General features: G+C 71.9%; 16 protein-coding genes. 9 read left to right on the top strand and 7 right to left on the bottom strand.

The features are described from left to right. Nucleotides 1-57: 57 nt before the first annotated feature. Nucleotides 58-1335: a phosphoribosylamine--glycine ligase gene (purD, locus tag M4D53_RS06740; protein WP_259952904.1), complete on the bottom strand. Its 1278-nt coding sequence runs from the start codon at nt 1333-1335 to the stop codon at nt 58-60. A gap of 147 nt (nt 1336-1482) precedes the next feature. Beyond that, entirely contained in the window at nt 1483-2157 is a 675-nt protein-coding gene (locus tag M4D53_RS06735; protein WP_259952902.1) for an NUDIX hydrolase, read from the bottom strand. A 49-nt stretch (nt 2158-2206) separates the two neighbouring features. Between M4D53_RS06735 and M4D53_RS06730 the strand changes: the two genes are divergently transcribed. Then, nucleotides 2207-2575 (top strand): sterol carrier family protein, encoded by a 369-nt coding sequence (locus M4D53_RS06730; protein ID WP_259952901.1) that lies wholly within the window; start codon nt 2207-2209, stop codon nt 2573-2575. On the opposite strand, the gene M4D53_RS06725 is transcribed toward M4D53_RS06730, so the two are convergent. The 3 genes from M4D53_RS06725 to M4D53_RS06715 are packed head-to-tail and all read right to left on the bottom strand — an operon-like array spanning nt 2572 to nt 5518. After that, nucleotides 2572-3345, bottom strand: coding sequence for a heme ABC transporter ATP-binding protein (locus M4D53_RS06725; protein WP_259952899.1), 774 nt, complete (start codon nt 3343-3345; stop codon nt 2572-2574). The two genes, M4D53_RS06730 and M4D53_RS06725, sit on opposite strands and share 4 nt — an antisense overlap. Next, entirely contained in the window at nt 3342-4415 is a 1074-nt protein-coding gene (locus tag M4D53_RS06720; protein WP_259952897.1) for a FecCD family ABC transporter permease, read from the bottom strand. The genes M4D53_RS06725 and M4D53_RS06720 overlap by 4 nt, the downstream gene beginning before the upstream one ends. After that, complete coding sequence (locus M4D53_RS06715; RefSeq protein ID WP_187663092.1) at nt 4412-5518, bottom strand: heme/hemin ABC transporter substrate-binding protein; 1107 nt, start codon at nt 5516-5518, stop codon at nt 4412-4414. The genes M4D53_RS06720 and M4D53_RS06715 overlap by 4 nt, the downstream gene beginning before the upstream one ends. Nucleotides 5519-5680: 162 nt before the next feature. Between M4D53_RS06715 and M4D53_RS06710 the strand changes: the two genes are divergently transcribed. Both M4D53_RS06710 and M4D53_RS06705 read left to right on the top strand, forming a co-directional pair. Continuing rightward, the gene (locus M4D53_RS06710; protein WP_259952895.1) at nt 5681-9097 is read left to right on the top strand and encodes an HtaA domain-containing protein; all 3417 of its coding nucleotides are present in this window, start codon (nt 5681-5683) and stop codon (nt 9095-9097) included. A gap of 95 nt (nt 9098-9192) precedes the next feature. Continuing rightward, nucleotides 9193-9522: a potassium transporter Trk gene (locus M4D53_RS06705; protein ID WP_187663094.1), complete on the top strand. Its 330-nt coding sequence runs from the start codon at nt 9193-9195 to the stop codon at nt 9520-9522. Here M4D53_RS06705 and M4D53_RS06700 read toward each other — a convergent pair. Then, nucleotides 9519-10124 carry a zinc-binding alcohol dehydrogenase gene (locus tag M4D53_RS06700; RefSeq protein WP_187663095.1) on the bottom strand — a complete coding sequence of 202 codons (606 nt, stop codon included), beginning with the start codon at nt 10122-10124 and terminating at the stop codon, nt 9519-9521. The genes M4D53_RS06705 and M4D53_RS06700 overlap by 4 nt on opposite strands. A 151-nt stretch (nt 10125-10275) precedes the next feature. Here M4D53_RS06700 and M4D53_RS06695 point away from each other — a divergent pair, with 151 nt between their 5' ends. Genes M4D53_RS06695 through M4D53_RS06685 form a run of 3 tightly spaced genes read left to right on the top strand, consistent with a single transcriptional unit; the run spans nt 10276 to nt 12136 of the window. After that, nucleotides 10276-11154, top strand: a complete 879-nt coding sequence (locus tag M4D53_RS06695; protein ID WP_259952894.1) for a hypothetical protein — start codon at nt 10276-10278, stop codon at nt 11152-11154. Then, nucleotides 11151-11573, top strand: a complete 423-nt coding sequence (locus M4D53_RS06690; protein WP_187663097.1) for a phage holin family protein — start codon at nt 11151-11153, stop codon at nt 11571-11573. Before M4D53_RS06695 ends, M4D53_RS06690 begins: the two co-directional genes overlap by 4 nt. Beyond that, complete coding sequence (locus M4D53_RS06685; RefSeq protein WP_187663098.1) at nt 11570-12136, top strand: DUF3618 domain-containing protein; 567 nt, start codon at nt 11570-11572, stop codon at nt 12134-12136. The genes M4D53_RS06690 and M4D53_RS06685 overlap by 4 nt, the downstream gene beginning before the upstream one ends. Before the next feature lie 72 nt (nt 12137-12208). Here M4D53_RS06685 and M4D53_RS06680 read toward each other — a convergent pair whose 3' ends face one another. Next, nucleotides 12209-13711 carry a DUF5979 domain-containing protein gene (locus M4D53_RS06680; RefSeq protein WP_259952893.1) on the bottom strand — a complete coding sequence of 501 codons (1503 nt, stop codon included), beginning with the start codon at nt 13709-13711 and terminating at the stop codon, nt 12209-12211. Between the two features lie 235 nt (nt 13712-13946). On the opposite strand from M4D53_RS06680, the gene purM reads away from it, so the two are divergent. The 3 genes from purM to M4D53_RS06665 are packed head-to-tail and all read left to right on the top strand — an operon-like array spanning nt 13947 to nt 17860. Then, nucleotides 13947-15059 (top strand): phosphoribosylformylglycinamidine cyclo-ligase, encoded by a 1113-nt coding sequence (purM, locus tag M4D53_RS06675; protein WP_187663100.1) that lies wholly within the window; start codon nt 13947-13949, stop codon nt 15057-15059. Nucleotides 15060-15065: 6 nt separating this feature from the next. Further along, entirely contained in the window at nt 15066-16538 is a 1473-nt protein-coding gene (purF, locus tag M4D53_RS06670; RefSeq protein WP_259952892.1) for an amidophosphoribosyltransferase, read from the top strand. Further along, on the top strand, nt 16538-17860 hold the full coding sequence (locus M4D53_RS06665; RefSeq protein WP_259952891.1) for an MFS transporter: 1323 nt from the start codon (nt 16538-16540) through the stop codon (nt 17858-17860). Before purF ends, M4D53_RS06665 begins: the two co-directional genes overlap by 1 nt. The last annotated feature ends 114 nt before the right edge of the window (nt 17861-17974 follow it).

The following is a 17974-nucleotide window of genomic DNA, read 5'->3' as shown; positions in this document are numbered from 1 at the left end:
ATCGTTTGAATGGCTGCATTTCCGCTCGGGATGCAGCCATTCGCTACGTGAAGCGGGTCAGCGGGCGACGCGGGCAGCGATGTCGGTGCGGTGGTGGGAGCCCTCGAGGCGGATGCGGCCGATGGCGTCGTAGGCGCGGGCGCGGGCGGTGCGGAAGTCCGGGGCCACAGCGACGACGTTCAGCACACGGCCGCCCGTCGCGATGAGCGAGCCCCCGGGTGCGTCGGGGCTGGCGGTCGCAGCGTGCACCAGACGGACGCCCTCGACCGCGGCGGCGTCGGTCAGGCCCTCGATCGGACGCCCGGTCTGCGGCGCCTCGGGATATCCCTCGCTCGCCAGGACCACGGTGATCGCGACCTCATCGCGGAACACGGGCTCCGGCTGGTCCTCGAGCGTGCCGGACGCGGCGGCGAAGAGGAGCTGGGACAGCGGGGTCTCCAGCCGCGGCAGCACGACCTGGGTCTCCGGGTCGCCGAAGCGCGCGTTGAACTCGATCACGCGCACGCCCTGCGGGGTGAGGATGAGGCCGGCGTAGAGGAGCCCGATGAACGGGGTCCCCTCGGCATCGAGCTGTCGGACGACCGGGAGCGCGACGTCGCGGGTGACCTCCTCGACGAACGCCTGCTCGCTGCCGAACTGCTCCGCGAGCCAGGGCAGCGGGGAGTACGCTCCCATGCCTCCGGTGTTGGGGCCGGCGTCGCCGTCGAGGGCACGCTTGAAGTCCTGTGCCGGGCTGAGGGCGCGTACCGTGTCGCCGTCGCTGAGGAAGAACAGCGAGACCTCGGGGCCGGACAGGAACTCCTCGACCAGGACGGGGCCGGCCGGGAGGTACTGCTCCGCGTGGGCCAGGGCCTCGGCGCGGTCGGAGGTGACGATGACCCCCTTGCCCGCGGCGAGTCCATCGGCCTTGACCACGTGCGGGGCGCCGAGCTCCTCGAACGCGGCTTCGACGTCGGCGACCGTGGCAGCGCGGACCGCGCGGCCGGTCGGCACACCGGCGGCGTCCATGACGCGCTTGGCGAAGGCCTTGGAGCCCTCGAGCTGCGCGGCGGCCTTGCCGGGTCCGAAGACGGGGATGCCGCGGCCGCGGAGCTCGTCCGCGACGCCTGCCACGAGCGGAGCCTCCGGGCCGATGACGACGAGGTCGATCGCGTGCTCGTTCGCGAAGGCCGTGACCGCGGCGCCGTCCAGCGGGTCGAGGGCGACGGGGGTCGCGTCCTGCGCGATGCCGGCGTTGCCGGGGGCGACGAGGATCTCGTGCGCGGTGGACTCGGCGCGCAGCGCCAGGATGATCGCGTGCTCACGGGCACCGGAACCGAGGACGAGGATCTTCACGCGTCCAGCCTATCGAGGCACGTGCGCGGGGTTTCGGCCGGTCCCGCGTTCACAACTCAGGACGATCGGCGCGGCAGCCGGGATCCGACGGCATATCCGGACCGATCCGCCGCGGTTCTCCTGAGCTGTGCACGGAGGTCGGGAGGGTCAGAGCACGATCGGGCGCTCGTCCGCGGTATCCCAGGGCACGGTCCAGCCGGTCGCGTCGAACAGCGCGTCGAGAACCATGGCGGTGAAGCCCCACACGATCGTGCCGTCCACGTCGAAGGCGGGTCCGCGGAACGTGCGGCCGGCACGGGACAGGGTCGAGGTGAAACGGGTCGCCGGGTCGAGGAGCTGGGCGACGGGGACGCGGAACACCTCGACGGTCTCCGCGTGGTCGACGGCGACGACGCGGGACGGCGACTGCCACCAGGCGAGCACGGGGGTGACGAGGTGGTTGCTGGCAGCGAGGGGGATGACGGGGAGCGTGGCGAGCACCTCCACGCCGGCGGGGTCGAGGCCGGTCTCCTCCTCGGCCTCCCGCAGCGCCGTGGCGACCGCGTCGGCGTCGGCCGCTTCGGCGCGTCCGCCGGGGAAGGAGACCTGGCCCGGATGCGAGGAGAGCGTCGGAGCGCGACGCTGCAGCAGGACGTCGAGATCGCGTGCGACCGCCGCGTCCACGGTCGGTGCGGGGATGTGGTCGAGGACGCCGAAGAGGATGAGCACGGAGGCGTCGTGGGCGCCGCCCGGGTCCGCGAGCGGAGGGATCGGCACGCTCCAGGAGTGGTCGGCCGCGGCGGCGAGCAGCTCGGCCCGGGCGCCCTGCGGATGCATGCTCATGTCCTCGAGCTTATGACCCGGTCCGCGGCGGCGGATCTAGGGTGGGGGGATGGCCAGGAAGATCGACATCGTTGACGGGCGCGCGGCGCTCGGTGCCGTGCGCGACGCGGAAGCCGCGGGGACGAAGCCGGCACGTGCGGAACTCGCGACCGCGGTGCGCTATCTGCTGCAGCTGCTCGACGAGAAGGCCCCTGGCAACAGCGTCGAGGTGCGGGTCCCGCCGTTCGGAGCCGTGCAGGTGATCCAGGGGCCGCGGCACACGCGCGGCACGCCGCCGAACGTCGTGGAGATGGACGCGGCCACCTGGATCGCGGTCGCCACCGGCACCGAACCGTGGGCGGACGCCGCGACGGCCGGGCGCATCCACGCCTCGGGCACGCGCGCTGACCTCACCGGCGTGCTCCCGTTGCGTCCCTAGCGGCGCGCGACGACGAGCGGCACCCCGGTGCGCGGGTGCGGGAAGACGTCGACGGGCTGCCCGTAGACCTCCTCGATCCGCGCGGCCGTGAGGACCTCGTCCGGCGTGCCGGTGGCGGCGACCCGCCCGTCGGCGAGCAGGGTGACGCGGTCGGCATGCGCGAGCGCTGCGTTCAGATCGTGCAGTACGATCGCGACCGCGACCCCGGCCTCCGCCTGGGTGCGGACCACGCGCATCACGTCTTCGTGATGCTTGAGGTCCAGCGCCGCCGTGGGCTCGTCGAGCAGCAGGATCCCGGTGCTCTGGGCGAGCACGCGGGCCAGCGCCACCCGCGCGCGCTCACCGCCGGAGAGCGAGGGGACGGACCGCTCCCGCAGCGCCGTGACCTCGGTCGTCGCCATCGCCGTGGCTACGGCGCTGTCGTCCTCCCCGGCGGCCGGGGTCCGCGCCCACGGGGTGCGTCCCATCCGCACGACCTGCTCGACCGTGAAGGGGAAGGTGACGGTGTTCTCCTGCAGCAGCACGGCCCGGTGCCGGGCGAGGTCGCGGGGGCGGGTCGCCGCCACCGGACGGCCGTCGAGGAGGACGGTGCCCGAGACCGGAGCGATGTCGCCGGAGAGCACGCCGAACAGGGTGGACTTGCCCGCGCCGTTCGGCCCGACGAGGGCGTGCACCTCCCCGGCGTGGATGTCGATGGCCGCGTCGTCGAGGATGGCCCGTCCGTCCCCGACGCGCACCGTGAGCCCGTGGCCGTGCAGCCGGAGGCTCACGCCCACCCTCCCGACCGCCGCCGCGTCCGCACGAGGAGCCAGAGGAAGAACGGGCCGCCCACGAGCGAGGTGATCATGCCGATCGGGAGGTCCGCGAGCGGCACCGCGGTGCGGGCCACGAGGTCGGCGACCGCGATGAGGAGGGAGCCGCCGAGGGCGGAGGCGATCACGAGCGGCAGGTGCGCCGGGCCGATCAGCATGCGCATGAGGTGGGGGACGACGAGTCCGGCGAAGCCGATGATCCCCGCGAAGGCCACCGCCGCGCAGACGAGCAGCGCCACGGTGACGATGACGACCATCCGCAGCAGCTCGACCGGGACGCCGAGATGCCGGGCGGTGCGCTCGCCGAGGGCGAAGAGGTCCAGACCCGGCGCCACGATCAGGGCGACTACGATCCCGATCGCCACGAGCGGCGCGACGAGCTGGATGTTCGACCAGAGCGCGCCGTTCAGCGAGCCGAGCTGCCAGAACACGATCTGCTCGCGCGTCGAGGTCGTGCCGAGGAAGGTGAGGAAGGCCATGCCGGCGCCGGCGATGGCGTTGATCGCGATGCCGGTGAGCAGCAGGGTGACCACTTCGGTGCGACCGCCGGAGCGGCTCAGCAGGTACACCGAGAAGACAGCCACGAGGCCGCCGAGGAAGGCGAAGGCGGGCGTGGTCCACATGCCGAAGGTGGCCAGGCCGAAGGTGATGCTCGCCGCCGCTCCGAGCGCCGCGCCGGACGAGACGCCGACGACGCCCGCGTCGGCGAGCGGATTGCCGAAGATGGCCTGCATGAGCACACCGGAGACCGCGAGCGCGGCGCCGACGAGCAGGCCGAGGACCAGCCGCGGGAGGCGGAGGTTGAAGATCACGCCGTCGTCGGTCGCCGCAGCCGCAGCCCCCGGGGTGTCGATGCCGAGACCGCGCAGGAGGACGCCGACGAGCGCGGTCGGCGACAGGTCGTACTGCCCGCTCGTGATCGACGCGACGCAGGTGACGAGGAGGGCCACGACGAGGGCCACGACGACCGCCGCGAAGCGCAGTCCCCGATGCCGGGTCGGCGTCGGGGTGACGACCTCGCCGGTCACGAGGCGGGTTCCGGCGCGTACAGGGCGCGCGCGAGGGCGCTGATCACGTCGGCCGACCGGGGGCCGAAGCTGAGGATCTCGGCGTCCGCCATGTCGATCACCCGGCGATGTGCGCCCGCCGGGGTCTCGGCGATGGCGGGGATGCGTTCGATGAGTCCGTCGACGCCGCCGACCGATTCCAACCCGTCCGTCATCATCACGAGCACGTCGGGCTGCGCGGCGACGAGCGCTTCCGCGGTCATCGGCTTCATGCCCTCCCAGCCGATCTCCTCGGCGACGTCGACCCCGCCGACCGCGTCGATGAGGGAGTCCGCCCCCGAGTCCTCGCCGAAGATGTAGTACACGTTGGCGCTCCCGCGCACGTACAGGAACAGCATGCGGGCCCTGTCCGCCTCGGCGGGCGGGGTGACGGCGGCGATCTCCGCGATGGCGGCGTCGAGCTCGGCGTCGAGGCGGGCGATGAGCGCCGCTCCGCGCGTCGGGACGCCGAGGGCCGTGGCGATCTCCGTCACGAGCGCGTCGGTGGTGTCGATCCGTCGGTCGCTGGAGATGACGACGACCGCGATTCCGGCGTCCCGCAGCTGCTGGCGGACCTCCTTCGGGCCGATCGTGGTGTCGGTGAGCACGACGGTCGGGGCCAGTTCGAGGATCGCCTCCGGGTTGAGCGTGTGCCCGGTCTTGGTGACGACCGGAAGGTCCTCGGTGCCGGGGAACTGCGTGGACGCGTCGCGCCCGACGACCTGATCGCCGAGCCCGAGCGCGAACACGGTGGCGGCGATCGTGCCGGAGATGTCGATCGGGAGGATGCGATCGACGTCCGTGATCTCGACCTCGCGGCCTTCGCTGTCGGTCACGGCCACCGGGAGCGCCGGGGCGGTGTCGTCATCGACGGGGACGACCGCGTGACTCGCGAGGCACGCGGTCGAGGGACCCGTGGCCGCGCGCACATCGGCGACCAGGTCGAGATCGGCGAGAGGAGTCGACGCCTGCGGGCACGCCTCGTCGACGGGAGGTGTCGACGCGGGGTCGGAATCCGGTCCGGCACAGGCGGCCAGTCCGAGAGCCAGCGCGGCGGCGAGGAGCAGGGCAGAGGCGCGTCGCATTAGGCAAGGCTATCCTAAAACTTGACGTCCTCGCCGACGCCCCTCTACGCTCGGGATCGGCGGCTTGCTTAGCCAAGCCTAACCAAAGTCCACTTCGCCCGACTGCCGTGCGGTACCGCCGGGAGCGCACGATCGATCGCGCCCCGCGGGCCGCGGAGAACCGTGAACGCCACAGCACATACCCCCTCAGCGAGCACGCGCCTGCGTGTCCTGCTCGCCGCCCTCGTCTCCTTCGTCCTCGTCGCCGCCGGGGCGATGGCCAGCCCGCCGGCGCACGCTGCCGCGGCGACCGTCGCCGCGACGGTGTCGTCCGCCGACACCACCGGCCTCACCGTGCAGGTGCGGGCCGAGGGGCTGCCGGACGTGACGGGCGTCTATGCCGCACTGATCGTGTCGGGCACCGAGAGCGGCGTCTCCGCCGGTGGTGGCTACGCCGCGTTCGCGCTGCCCTTCCCGAGCGTGCAGCAGGGGGCCGCCTCCTTCACGCTGCAGGCGCCCGTCGCGTCCCTGGACCGCACGAAGACGTACGAGGTGCTCGTCTGGCAGCAGCACTCCGCGCCGACAGCCGCCACGACCTACGGCCGCGGCGACGTCACGGTGACGCCTGCGCAGTGGGACACGGTCTTCGGAACGACGCCCGTCGAGCCGGGCGAGACGGAGCCGGGCGAGACGACTCCGGGTGAGACGGAGCCCGGTGAGACGGACCCCGGGGAGACGGAGCCCGGGGAGACGGAGCCGGGCGAGACGGAGCCGGGGGAGACGGCCCCGGGCGAGACCGAGCCGGCGCCCGCCGAAGCCGCCATCGACGTGTTCCTCGCCGACGGCACCACGCCCGCTGCGGGTGCTCGCCTCCAGGCGGGTGACGAGATCGTCGTCAAGGGCACCGGATACGACCCGACCGCGAACGTCGGCGGGCGCGGCGTCCCGATCCCGTCGAACCTGCCCCAGGGCACCTATGTGGTCTTCGGCAACTTCGCCGCGACGTGGCAGCCCTCGCACGGGGCGCCGTCCTCGGCGCGTTCGGTCGGTGCACAGGCCTGGGCGCTCGCCGAAGGCGTGCTGACCCAGGTCCCGGCGCAGTACCAGGGCGCGATCCGCGCACAGTGGGTGGACATCACCCCCGAGGGCTCGTTCCAGGTCACGCTCACGCTGAAGGACACTCCGGCGACGCCCGGCTCCTACGGCGTGTACACCTACCCGGCAGGCGGTGTCGTCAACGCCGACCAGGAGCGCCGCGTCGCTCTGGACTACCGCGTCGCCTCGGGGCTGACCACCACCGTGAAGGCGGCGACGGCCGATGACGGCCTCACGGTCACGGCAGCGGCGACGAAGCTCGGCGCCGTCTCGGGCGCCTACGCGGCACTGATCGAGAAGGGCACGGAGGCCGACGTCACGGCCGGAGGCGGCTTCCTCGCGATGCAGTACGTGCGCGGCATCACCGGTGGCGGCTTCAGCGTCGACCTGACCGCTGCGGCGACAGCGCTGGACCGGTCGAAGGCCTATGAGGTGATCGTCTGGCAGCAGCACACCATGCCGAATGCGAACACGATCTACGCGCGCTCCACCGTCACCGTCACCGACGCGCAGCGGAACGCCCTGCTGCCGTCCCCCGGGCCGTCGGTCACCACCGCCGTCACGGGAGCCTCGGCCGCGGACGGGCTCACGGTGAAGGTCACCGCCGCCGACCTCGGCGCGGTCACCGGCGCCTACGTGGCGCTCATCGAGACGGGGACCGAGGCTGACGTGACGGCCGGCGGCGGCTTCCTCGCCATGCAGTACGTCCGGAACATCGGCTTCGGAGCCTTCGCGGTCGACCTGAACGCGGCGGCGAAGGACCTCGACCGGTCGAAGACGTACGAGGTGATCGTGTGGCAGCAGCACACGATGCCGACCGCCGACACCATCCACGCGCGGGGCGCGATCACGATCACCGACGCGCAGTGGCGCGCACTGCTCGGCGAGAAGCCGACCGAGCCGAAGCCCCCGGTCACGCCGAAACCCCCGGTGACGCCGACGAAGCCGGCTGCGACCGTCCCCGGCGGGTCGCTGCGCTGGGCCATCTCGTCCTCGTTCACGAACTACATCACCGGCCCGATCGCCCAGGGTGCGATCGCCGTGTCCGGTGGCGCCACCCGATCCGGCGGTCAGTTCCAGTTCGGGCAGACCGTCGGCGGCGATTTCGACGCGACGTCCGGGCGCGGCAGCGTGGTCTACCGCGGCGCGGTGCGCTTCACCGGCCACCACGGGGTGCTCGACGTCACCGTCGCCGATCCGATGATCCGGATCACCTCGGCGTCCTCCGCCACGCTGTTCGTGACGAGCGGGGGTGCGCAGGTGCCGTTCGCGACTCTCGACCTCTCCCGCGCGGTCCGCACCGCGGCCGGCGGCGCCGTCACCTACACGGCGGCACCCGCCGCCCTCACGGACGCCGGGCGCGACCGCGTCCTCTCGGGATACGGCACCACGCTCAACCCCGTCTCGTTCACGATCGGCTCCGTCGCCGCCGCGCCCTCGGGCACGACGGGAACGGTCGCGGCGGCCGCGGTCGCGCCGAAGGCCACGCTCCCGGCGACCGCGCCGACGGCCACCGGCATCGAGGTCGACGAGAAGAACCTCGCCGCGCTCGCCGCCGGGAAGCCGGCCACGGTCTCCGCCTCCGGGTTCCGTGCGAACGAGAAGGGCATCACGGTGGTCGTGTACTCGACTCCGGTGCTGCTCGGCACCGTGACGGCGGATGCGTCGGGTGTCGCGACGTGGTCGGGTTCCCTCCCGGCGACGCTCGCGGACGGCGACCACACGCTCACTTTCCAGGGCTCCGTCGATCGCGGCCTCTCGTTCACCCTCGCCAGAGCGACCACGGAGCTCGGGGTGTGCACGGTGGAGGGAGCGACCCTGCACTGGGGCTACAAGGAGTCGTTCCGGACCTACATTGAGGGCATCGCACGGGGTGGCTGGACGCTGACCGACGTGACGTACGAGTACCCCGCCTTCGTGTGGTCGAACGGCACCGGGTCGCTGGACGACGAGGCGGGCGCGGGGCTGGTCACGTACGGCGGCAGCATCGCCTTCACGGGCCACGACGGGGCGCTGAACACGACGCTGGCGAACGCGCGGGTCGAGCTCGCGGGCGACACCGGCTACCTCGTGTTCGACGTGACCGGGACCACCCAGGACGGAGAGGCCGTGGCGCAGCAGGGGGTGCGTCTCGCGGAGTTCGCCCTCACGGACGCCGCCGTCACCGACGGTGCGCTGACCCTCGACGACGTACCCACGACACTGACCGCGGCCGGTGCCTCCGCGTTCGGCACGTATCAGGCGGGCGAGGGGCTCGACCCGGTCTCCGCCGTGATCCCGGTCGACGATGCGTGCGGCGCTCCTGCGGAGGAGGAGTCCGAGCCGGAGGCCGAAGCCGATGCGGCGGTGACCGCGATCAGCGCGCCGGTCGCCTCGGACGAGGCCCCGGTGTGGCCCTGGATCGTGGGCGGTCTGGTCGTCGTCGCGCTGGCCGCGACGGGCGGGGTGCTGATCGTGCGTCGCACCCGGAGGGGGGAGCCGGCCGAGACGACGACCGAGGTCTGAGACCGGCGGCTGGCGGAACCGCCCTCCCCGGTCATCCGGGGAGGGCGGTCTCGCATGCGGCTGCGCACGGCTGCGGAGGGTGGGACAATGGAGGCATGCCCTCCCACGACACCCATCAGACCGTCGAAGCGACCGTGCGCCGCGTGCCGCGGTACGGCGTGCTCATGGGCATCGGGGTCGTGCTGGGCGTCATCGCCGCCGGCATCCTCACGATGGTCGGCAGCTTCGAGCAGTCGCAGGCGCTCGACGTCGTCTATCCGCCCGGTCAGGTCTTCGGCTTCCTCCTGCTCTGGACCGTGCCGATCGGTCTCGCGCTCGGCGGCGTGGCCGGTCTGGTGCTCGAGCGTCTCGCCCGCCGCCACGACCGCGTCGTGACCGTCGACCGGGAGACCGTCGTCGACGACGGCACCACGGACCGCGACTAGGCGAGCTCGGCGATCACGGGGCGGATCGCGGAGTCGAACGCCACGACGTCCCGGCGGAGCCCGTCCGTCACCGCGACCGTGAGGTCGCCGATCCACCAGATCCCGCGCTGCGACAGAGGCAGCACCTGCACGTTGAGCTCGAAGGAGTGCGCACGGCGACCGATGTCGCGCTCGAACTCGGCGATCGCGCTCGCGTACGCCCGGTAGGCGTCCCCGCCGGTGTGGCTCTTCATCGACCCCACGTACCGGTCGTGTGCGGCGGTGGCATAGCGGAGCGCGGTGCCGGCATGCGGTCGGATCGCCGACGAGAGCGCCTCGGCGCCGGTCGCCGGGAGGGCCACCAGCGTGTCGAAACCGTCGATCAACTCCAGCGGGACGCCCGAGTGATGAGCCCGCGGCTCCACGGTCATGTCCCAGTAGCCCTGCCACTGCGCCTCGACCTCGGGCGGGGCGTCCACCGCGTCGGGTGCGCGGACCGACAGGTCGCGGAGGGACGGCAGATCCAGGGGTGCCCGGATGCCCAGCAGCTGGCGCAGGGCGAGCGCGACGAGCACGGGGACGCTCGCGTCTTCGCGGATGAGCCACTGCGGCTTGTCGGCCATGGCCCCATCGTAGGCGGGTGCAGCAGCCGTGCGGAGCCCCGGCACGGTAATGCCCGCGGAGAGCCGCGTCAACCCTCGCTGTGATCGCCGGATCCAGGGGTAGACCTGCTGACACGTCGGCGGCCGTCGGCGGGAGTCGAGAGGAAGAACGATGTCGCAGAGCAATGCAGAAGGTGCCGCGGGCAGCGGTACGACCGAGTCTCCGGGCACCGTCCGGACCGCCGCGCACGAGGCCGCAGGCGTCGCCGACGAGGCGAAGAGTCAGGCGGCGGGCGTCGTCGAGACCGCGAAGGCCGAGGCCGGTGCCGTCGCCCATGAGGCCAAGGACCAGGTTCGCGACCTGTACCACCAGACGAAGACCGAGCTGTCGGAGCAGGCGGCGGTGCAGCAGCGCCGTGTCGCGGACGGGCTCCGGTCCGTGGGCGGGGAGCTCGGCACGATGGCTGAGCGCTCGGACGGCGGTGTCGCCGCCGACCTCGTGCGCCAGGCGTCCACCCGGATCCAGGGCATCGCGGGCTGGATCGGCGACCGCGACCCCGGTTCGCTGCTCACGGAGGTGAAGTCGTACGCACGGGCGAAGCCCGGCACGTTCATCGCCGTGGCGGCACTCGCCGGTCTCGTCGCCGGCCGGCTGACCAGAGCGCTCTCCGAGGGCGCTGCCGAGTCGGCCTCCTCGGGGTCGGGTTCCGCCGGGTCCGGCTCTTCGTCGGCCGCAGGGGCGACGGCAGCCGCCGTTCCGCCGCGTCCCGTCGTCCCCGCGGCGACCACGCCCGGGGCGGTTCCCGGTGGTGCGGGCGCGGCCGGTGTCGCCGGAGGCGCGGGAGTCGCCGAGAACACCACTCTCGGTCAGCCGCCGCTGCCGACCGATGGCACGGTCCCCGGAGCGCCGGACGGGATGAGCGGTATCGACGCCGGCACCGCGCCGTGGGGCGTCACACCGCACGGCGAGACGGTGGATGACGGGGACACTCCGCTCTACGACCGGACGGATGCCGCCACCCGCGGCTCCGATGAAGAGGGACGACCATGACCGACCCCATCCCCACACCTTCGGAGCAGAAGGCCGAGACCACATCTCTCGGCGATCTGCTCAGCGAGGTCACCACTGATCTGTCGACCCTGATGCGGCAGGAGCTGGAGTTGGCGAAGGCCGAGCTCAAGCAATCGGCCACACGCGCCGGCCGGGGGGCGGGCATGCTCGGCGGGGCCGGATACGGCGCGCTCATGGCCGTGTTCTTCCTGTCGGTGGCCCTCTGGTGGGCCCTCGGCGCCTATGTCACCGGTCTCGGCTGGTCGGCCGTGATCGTCGCCGTCATCTGGGCGGTGATCGCCCTCGTCCTGTTCGTGATGGGACGCAAGCAGTTGAAGAGCATCGAAGGGGCTCCGCGCACCGTGGACACCCTCAAGCGCATCCCTGATGCGGTGAAGAGGAATGAGGAGAACAAATGAGCGATTCACCCGACGCGATCCGCGCCGACATCGAGCGGACCCGAGCAGAGTTCGGCAGGGACGTCGACGCTCTCGCCGACAAGGTCACCCCCTCGAAGGTCGTGCACCGGCAGACGCAGAAGATGAAGGGCGCGGTGCGCTCGGCCGTCGACCGGGTGATGGGCGCCGCCGATGACGCCGGGGACCGGCTGGGGGACGCCTCCTCCTCGGTCGCCGATGCCGGGCGGCACACCGTCGCCAAGGCCCAGGGGAATCCGCTGGCGGTGGGCCTCATGGCTTTCGCCGCCGGCCTCGTCGTGGCCGCCGTCATCCCCGCCTCCTCGAAGGAGAAGGAACTGGCCGAGGACATCAAGGAGAAGGCCCAGCCTCTCGTCGATGAGGCGACCGACGTCGCCAAGACGATCGGACAGGACCTCAAGGAGCCGGCGCAGGAGGCCTTCGCCGCCGTCAAGGATGAGGCCGCCGGCGCCGCAGCCCACGTCCGTGACGACGCGACCCACGCCGTCGACGAGGTGAAGGGCAGCGCTCAGGACGCTCGCGACAACGTCGCAGGCCAGAGCTGACCGCACGGAACCCCGTTGCACGAGGGCCCGGTCCGATCCGTCGGACCGGGCCCTTCGCGTCGCGGGCGAGCGTCAGTTCTCGATGCCGATGCTTCCGGGTGCGGAGTCTGCGTGGGTGGCGGACCGACGGCTGAGCAGGATCCCCGTTGCGAGAGCCAGCACCGCCCCGGTGGCGAGTCCGATCAGACCGCCGGGGTCGCCGCCGGTGGCCGCGAGGCCCGTGGTCGGCGGCGAGGGCGGTGCCGGCGGCGTCGAGGGTGACGGCGGTTCCGTCGTGGTCGGCGGCGTGCTCGGGGACGGCGGGGAGAGCGTGGCCGGGTTGGTCAGCTCGACAGCCACGACCGACCCTGCGCCGATCGTGAGCTGTGCTCCTTCGTCCGTCGTGGTCACGCCGTCGCCGCGGAACTGCGGAGTTCCCCACACGACGCCGGGGATGGCATCCGCGGTGTGCTCGGACAGCGTCACGACCGTGCCGACGGGAATCCGCCCGACGCTTCGGTCGGTGCCGTCCACGGGCAGCGTGAGGGTACCGGTGACGGGGCCGTCTGCTCCGGGGTACGAGTAGTCGACGGCGAATGTCGCGCCGGCCGGGACGAGGGGTGCGGCCGCGCCCGTGATCCGCTTCGCGACCGAGAAGCCGCCGAGACCGTCGCCGTCGCCGTCGCCTCCGGCCAGGCTCGCGGTGACGGACGCCGTGGTGGTCGTGAAACTCGACCCGGAGACGGTGTTGCTGAACACCTGTCCGGTGTGCGCGTCTGCGGGCAGGCGCGTCTGGTACGAGACGCGATAGAGGCGGTCAGGCTCCGCCGGCGCGGCGAAGACCACTGTGAACGAGGAGCTGTCAGTGTCCGGGGTGAAGGCATAGTCCGACCCGGCTGTGAGGGTGCGGAAGTCTGCGGCATCGAACAGGCCGCCGTTCCAGGCGTCCACGGCGACCGAACCGATCGCCACGGTGCTCGGCAACACGCTCAGCCCCGGGGTCGCGGTGTCGGAGAGGGTCGGGCGCTCGCCGCTGAGCAGGCGTCCCGGCACCCAGATGTACCACTCGATCGTCCCGTCGGCGGTCTGCACGCCCGACTTGGTCGCGTCCGTCGGGGCCGGCTCGGAGCGCTGCGGACCGACGCCGCCACCGGGGATCTCCACGGTGATCGGGCCTCCGTCACCGGTGGTGAAGGTCACGGTGTCGTCTTCCGTGGTCTCCTCCGCCTTCATCTGGAAGAACAGGGTGCCGCGGACGTTGTCGTGCGTGAGGACGTAGTCGCTCAGCGTGCACGTGATGGCGGTCGCCGCGACGGTGCACGTGCCGACGGTGGCGCCGTCCGGGGCTCGCAGCGGGAAGGACGAGGTGACACCGACGAAGCGGGGCGTCGTCGGAAAGCTGAGCGAGAAAGTGTCTCCGGGCTGCGCGCTGTCGGGGACGGCCCACGTGGCCTCGAGGCGGAGGGTGTCGTACAGGTGCACCTCACCTGTCGGCTCCACCACCGTCGCCGAGGTGATGGCGTCCCACTCCGCGGCGTGCGCCGTCGGCGGCACGGCGAGCCCGACCAGCGCAAGGAGGGCGATGGTGCTGCTCACGCCGACAACGCTCCTCCCCTGTCGTCGCTGCGTTCTCCTCTTCTGCGCGCGCACTGTCCACCTCTCCTGTTCTTTCCGGGAACCCCGGACACCGGACCCGCCTGCTTCGGCGATAGACTCTCACATGCGCAGATGATTACGCCACATATGAGGACTGATATGTGCAGATCGCGGCGGGTGAGCCGGGAAGGATGCGGCGAGCCGAGTGGTCGGCCGCGGGCGGTAGGCTGTTCGAGTGGCTGCCTCCCCCACCAACCCCTATTCCGAAGCCGGCGTCGACACCGCGGCGGGTGACCTCGCCGTCGAACTGATGAAGTCCTCCGTCCGTGCCACGCACGGCCCCGAGGTGCTCGGCGGTGTCGGCGGATTCGCCGGCCTGTTCGACGCCAGCGCACTGCGGGACTTCCGTCGTCCGCTGCTCGCGACCAGCACCGACGGCGTCGGCACGAAGGTCGCCATCGCGCAGGCCATCGACAAGCACGACACGATCGGCCAGGACCTCGTCGGCATGGTCGTCGACGACATCGTGGTCGTGGGCGCGAAGCCGCTCTTCATGACCGACTACATCGCCTGTGGCAAGGTCGTCCCCGAGCGCATCGCGGACATCGTGCGCGGCATCGCGGAGGCGTGCGCGGCGACGGGCACCGCCCTCGTCGGAGGTGAGACGGCGGAGCATCCCGGCCTCCTCGGTCCGCGCGACTACGACGTCGCCGGGGCGGCGACGGGCGTGGTCGAGGCCGACGCCATCCTCGGCGCCGAGCGCGTGCAGGACGGCGATGCGGTCATCGCGGTCGCCTCCAGCGGCCTGCACTCCAACGGCTACTCTCTCGTGCGTCACATCATCACCCGCGCCGGGATCTCCTACGGTGACAACGCCGCGGACTTCGGCTCGACCTGGGGCGAGGCCCTCCTCGAGCCGACCCGGCTCTACACGCTTCCGCTGCTGCGCCTGATCGAGGCCTCCGGAGGAGTCCACGCCCTGAGCCACGTCACCGGCGGGGGCATCGCCGCCAACCTCGCCCGCGTGCTGCCGCAGGGAAGCTGGGTCGAGGTCGACCGCAGCACGTGGTCGCCGAGCCCGGTCTTCCGTGTGCTGAGCGACATCGCCGGTTCCACGCTCGAGTCCGCCGAGGGCACCTGGAACCTCGGCATCGGATTCCTCGCCGTGGTGGCGGCGGACAAGAAGGACGCTGCAATCGCGGCGCTGAACGCCGAGGGCATGCCCTCCTGGCAGGTCGGCACGGTGGGCTTCGGCCCGCGTCCTGCCGGCGAATTCGAACAGGGCGCCAAGGGCGTCGATGGTGGAGCGGTGCGCCTCGTCGGCGCCTACGCGGACGGAGCGAAGTAAGAGCCCATGTGCGGCATCGTCGGAATGGTGGGCTCTGCCCCGGTCAATCAGGACATCTACGACGCCCTCCTGCTGCTGCAGCATCGCGGGCAGGACGCGACGGGCATCGCGACCGCCGAGGCGAACGGCGTCATGCACAACGCCAAGGCTCAGGGGATGGTGCGCGAGGCGTTCCGCACCCGTGACATGCGCGGGCTGCTGGGCAACGTCGGCCTCGGCCACGTCCGCTACGCCACCAAGGGCACCGCGTCCAGCGAAGAGGAGATGCAGCCGTTCTACGTGAACGCGCCCTACGGCATCATCCTCATCCACAACGGCAACCTCACGAACACGCGCGAACTCGCCGCCGACATGGCACAGCGCGACCGTCGGCACCTGAACTCGTCGAGCGACACCGAGCTGCTGCTCAACGTGCTCGCCGGTGAGCTGCAGGCCACGACCTCCACGGTCGACCTCGACCCCGACCGGATCTTCGAGGCCGTCGCCCGCACGCATGACCGCATCGAGGGCGCGTACGCCGTGATCGCCGTGATCGCCAACTACGGCCTGCTCGCGTTCCGGGATCCGTTCGGCATCCGTCCGCTGATCCTGGGGCGTCGTCCTTCGACCGTCGTCGGCGCGGAGGGCAAGGACGAGTGGGTCGTGGCGAGCGAGTCGCTCGTGCTCGAGAACGGCGACTACGAGGTCGTGCGCGAGGTCGAGCCCGGAGAGGCCGTCTTCATCACGAACGACGGCGAGCTGTTCTCCCAGCAGTGCGCCACCGCCGCGACGCTCGCACCCTGTGCGTTCGAGTACGTCTACCTCGCCCGTCCGGACTCGGTCATGAACGGCATCTCGGTGTACGAGTCGCGCCTGCGGATGGGCGACAAGCTCGCCGACACGATCGCGAAGCACGTGCCGATGGACAAGATCGACGTGGTCATGCCGATCCCCGACTCGTCCCGTCCCGCGGCCATGGAGGTCGCCCGCAAGCTCGGCATCGAGTACCGCGAGGGCTTCTACAAGAACCGCTACGTCGGCCGCACCTTCATCATGCCGGGGCAGGCGGTGCGCAAGAAGAGCGTCCGCCAGAAGCTCAACGCCATGTCGACGGAGTTCCAGGGCAAGAACGTACTCCTGATCGACGACTCCATCGTGCGCGGTACCACCTCGAAGGAGATCATCCAGATGGCCCGGGATGCCGGAGCCGCCTCGGTGACGTTCGCCTCCGCCGCCCCGCCGGTCCGGCACCCGCACGTGTACGGCATCAACATGCCGTCGCGGCACGAGCTCATCGCCCATGGCCGCACGATCCCGGAGATCGCGGAGGAGCTGGGCTGCGACCACCTCGTGTACCAGGAGGTCGACGACCTGAAGGCCGCGATCACCGAGGGCTCCGCGCTGGAGGACCTCGACATGAGCTGCTTCGACGGCCGCTACGTCACCGGCACCGTCACCGACGAGTACCTCGCCTGGGTGGAGGGGTCGCAGACCTCTTGATGTCCGGGTCCCTGAGCTCGCCGCAGGGCCGACCCCTCTGGCAGGGGCGCACCCTCGCGTTGATCGGGATCGTGCTGGTCGCGTTCTCGCTGCGGTCGGCCGTCGCCTCGCTCTCTCCGGTCCTGGACCACGTCGCCGAGGACTTCCCGGTGGCCCCCGTGATCGTGGGGTTGATCGGCGCCGCTCCGCCCGTGTGCTTCGCGCTGTTCGGGCTGCTGACCCCGCTGTTCGAGCGCCGGTTCGGGCTGGAGCGGATGGCGGTCGCGGCGATCGTGCTGATGGCGGCGGGCATGCTGCTGCGCGGCCTCGCCCCCGACTCCTGGAGTCTGCTCGCGGCGACCGCGGTCGTGTTCGCCGGCGTGGGGTCGGGCAACGTCCTGCTGCCGCCGCTGGTCAAGAAGTACTTCGCCGACCGGCTCGGCGTCATGATGACGGCGTACTCCACGACGCTCGCGGTCTCGACCTTCCTGCCGCCGCTGGTCGCCGTCCCCGTCGCCGACTCGCTCGGGTGGCGGATCTCGCTGGGCATGTGGGGCGTGGTGGCCGCACTCGCCCTCGTGCCGTGGGTCACGCTCCTGGTGCGCTCCCGCGGCGACGACCGCCCGGTGCCGACGGAGCTCCTGGTCCCCGACCCCACCGACGGCGTGGACGATGTGCGCGACGCGGTCGCCGCCTCGACGGGGCCGATCACGACCCAGTCGGCGAGCCCCCGCGTCTTCGGCCGGCTCTGGCGACTGCCGCTGGCGTGGGCCCTCGCCCTCGTGTTCGGCACGTCGTCGACCATGGCCTACGTCGCCTTCGCCTGGCTGCCGACCATCCTCGTCGACCTCGGCGGCGTGACCCCGGCGACGGCCGGCTTCCTGCTCTCGCTCTTCGCGCTGGTCGGCCTGCCGTGCTCCATGCTCGTGCCGGTGCTGGTCGTGCGGTTCCAGGCGACCCGCCCGCTCTTCTTCGTTGCCGTGGTCGCCGGCCTTGTCGGGCTCGCCGGCCTGCTGCTCTTCCCGACCGTCGCGCTGCCGCTGTGGGTCGCGATCTTCGGGCTCACCGCGATCATGTTCCCGCTGAGCCTCGTGCTCCTGAGCATCCGCGCCCGTACGCCGGAGAGCGCCGTCGCCCTCAGCGGCTTCGTGCAGAGCATCGGCTACGCGATCGCGGCGGTGTTCCCGCTCCTGGTCGGCCTTCTCCACGACACCAGCGGCGGGTGGCAGATGCCGCTTCTCGTGGTGGCGGGGGTGCTGGTCGTCTCGGTGCCGGCGGGGATCATCGCGGGTCGCCGCCGCACGATCGAGGACGAGTGGGAGCGCCGCCACGGCCGCTGGTGACGATCCCGGTCAGAGCGCTCGTCGGAGCGGCGCGGCTGCGCCAGTACGATCGGATGCGCTGTCCTCCGAAAAGCGGGCAGCCTGGCGTTCCTCTGCGCTGTATGGTGACATGTG

It is taken from the genome of Microbacterium meiriae (genome assembly GCF_025143875.1).
Lineage (GTDB): Bacteria > Actinomycetota > Actinomycetes > Actinomycetales > Microbacteriaceae > Microbacterium > Microbacterium meiriae.
The sequence above is the reverse complement of the archived record's forward strand: the minus strand, read 5'-3'. Positions and strand labels throughout refer to the sequence as shown.

What these genes read in the sequence shown, in the direction of transcription:
- M4D53_RS06735 (WP_259952902.1), bottom strand. Translation starts at nt 2,157, where the DNA reads ATGAGCATGCATCCGCAGGGCGCCCGGGCCGAGCTGCTCGCCGCCGCG.
- M4D53_RS06730 (WP_259952901.1), top strand. Translation starts at nt 2,207, where the DNA reads ATGGCCAGGAAGATCGACATCGTTGACGGGCGCGCGGCGCTCGGTGCC.
- M4D53_RS06715 (WP_187663092.1), bottom strand. Translation starts at nt 5,518, where the DNA reads ATGCGACGCGCCTCTGCCCTGCTCCTCGCCGCCGCGCTGGCTCTCGGA.
- M4D53_RS06705 (WP_187663094.1), top strand. Translation starts at nt 9,193, where the DNA reads ATGCCCTCCCACGACACCCATCAGACCGTCGAAGCGACCGTGCGCCGC.
- M4D53_RS06700 (WP_187663095.1), bottom strand. Translation starts at nt 10,124, where the DNA reads ATGGCCGACAAGCCGCAGTGGCTCATCCGCGAAGACGCGAGCGTCCCC.
- M4D53_RS06695 (WP_259952894.1), top strand. Translation starts at nt 10,276, where the DNA reads ATGTCGCAGAGCAATGCAGAAGGTGCCGCGGGCAGCGGTACGACCGAG.
- M4D53_RS06690 (WP_187663097.1), top strand. Translation starts at nt 11,151, where the DNA reads ATGACCGACCCCATCCCCACACCTTCGGAGCAGAAGGCCGAGACCACA.
- M4D53_RS06685 (WP_187663098.1), top strand. Translation starts at nt 11,570, where the DNA reads ATGAGCGATTCACCCGACGCGATCCGCGCCGACATCGAGCGGACCCGA.
- purF (WP_259952892.1), top strand. Translation starts at nt 15,066, where the DNA reads ATGTGCGGCATCGTCGGAATGGTGGGCTCTGCCCCGGTCAATCAGGAC.
- M4D53_RS06665 (WP_259952891.1), top strand. Translation starts at nt 16,538, where the DNA reads ATGTCCGGGTCCCTGAGCTCGCCGCAGGGCCGACCCCTCTGGCAGGGG.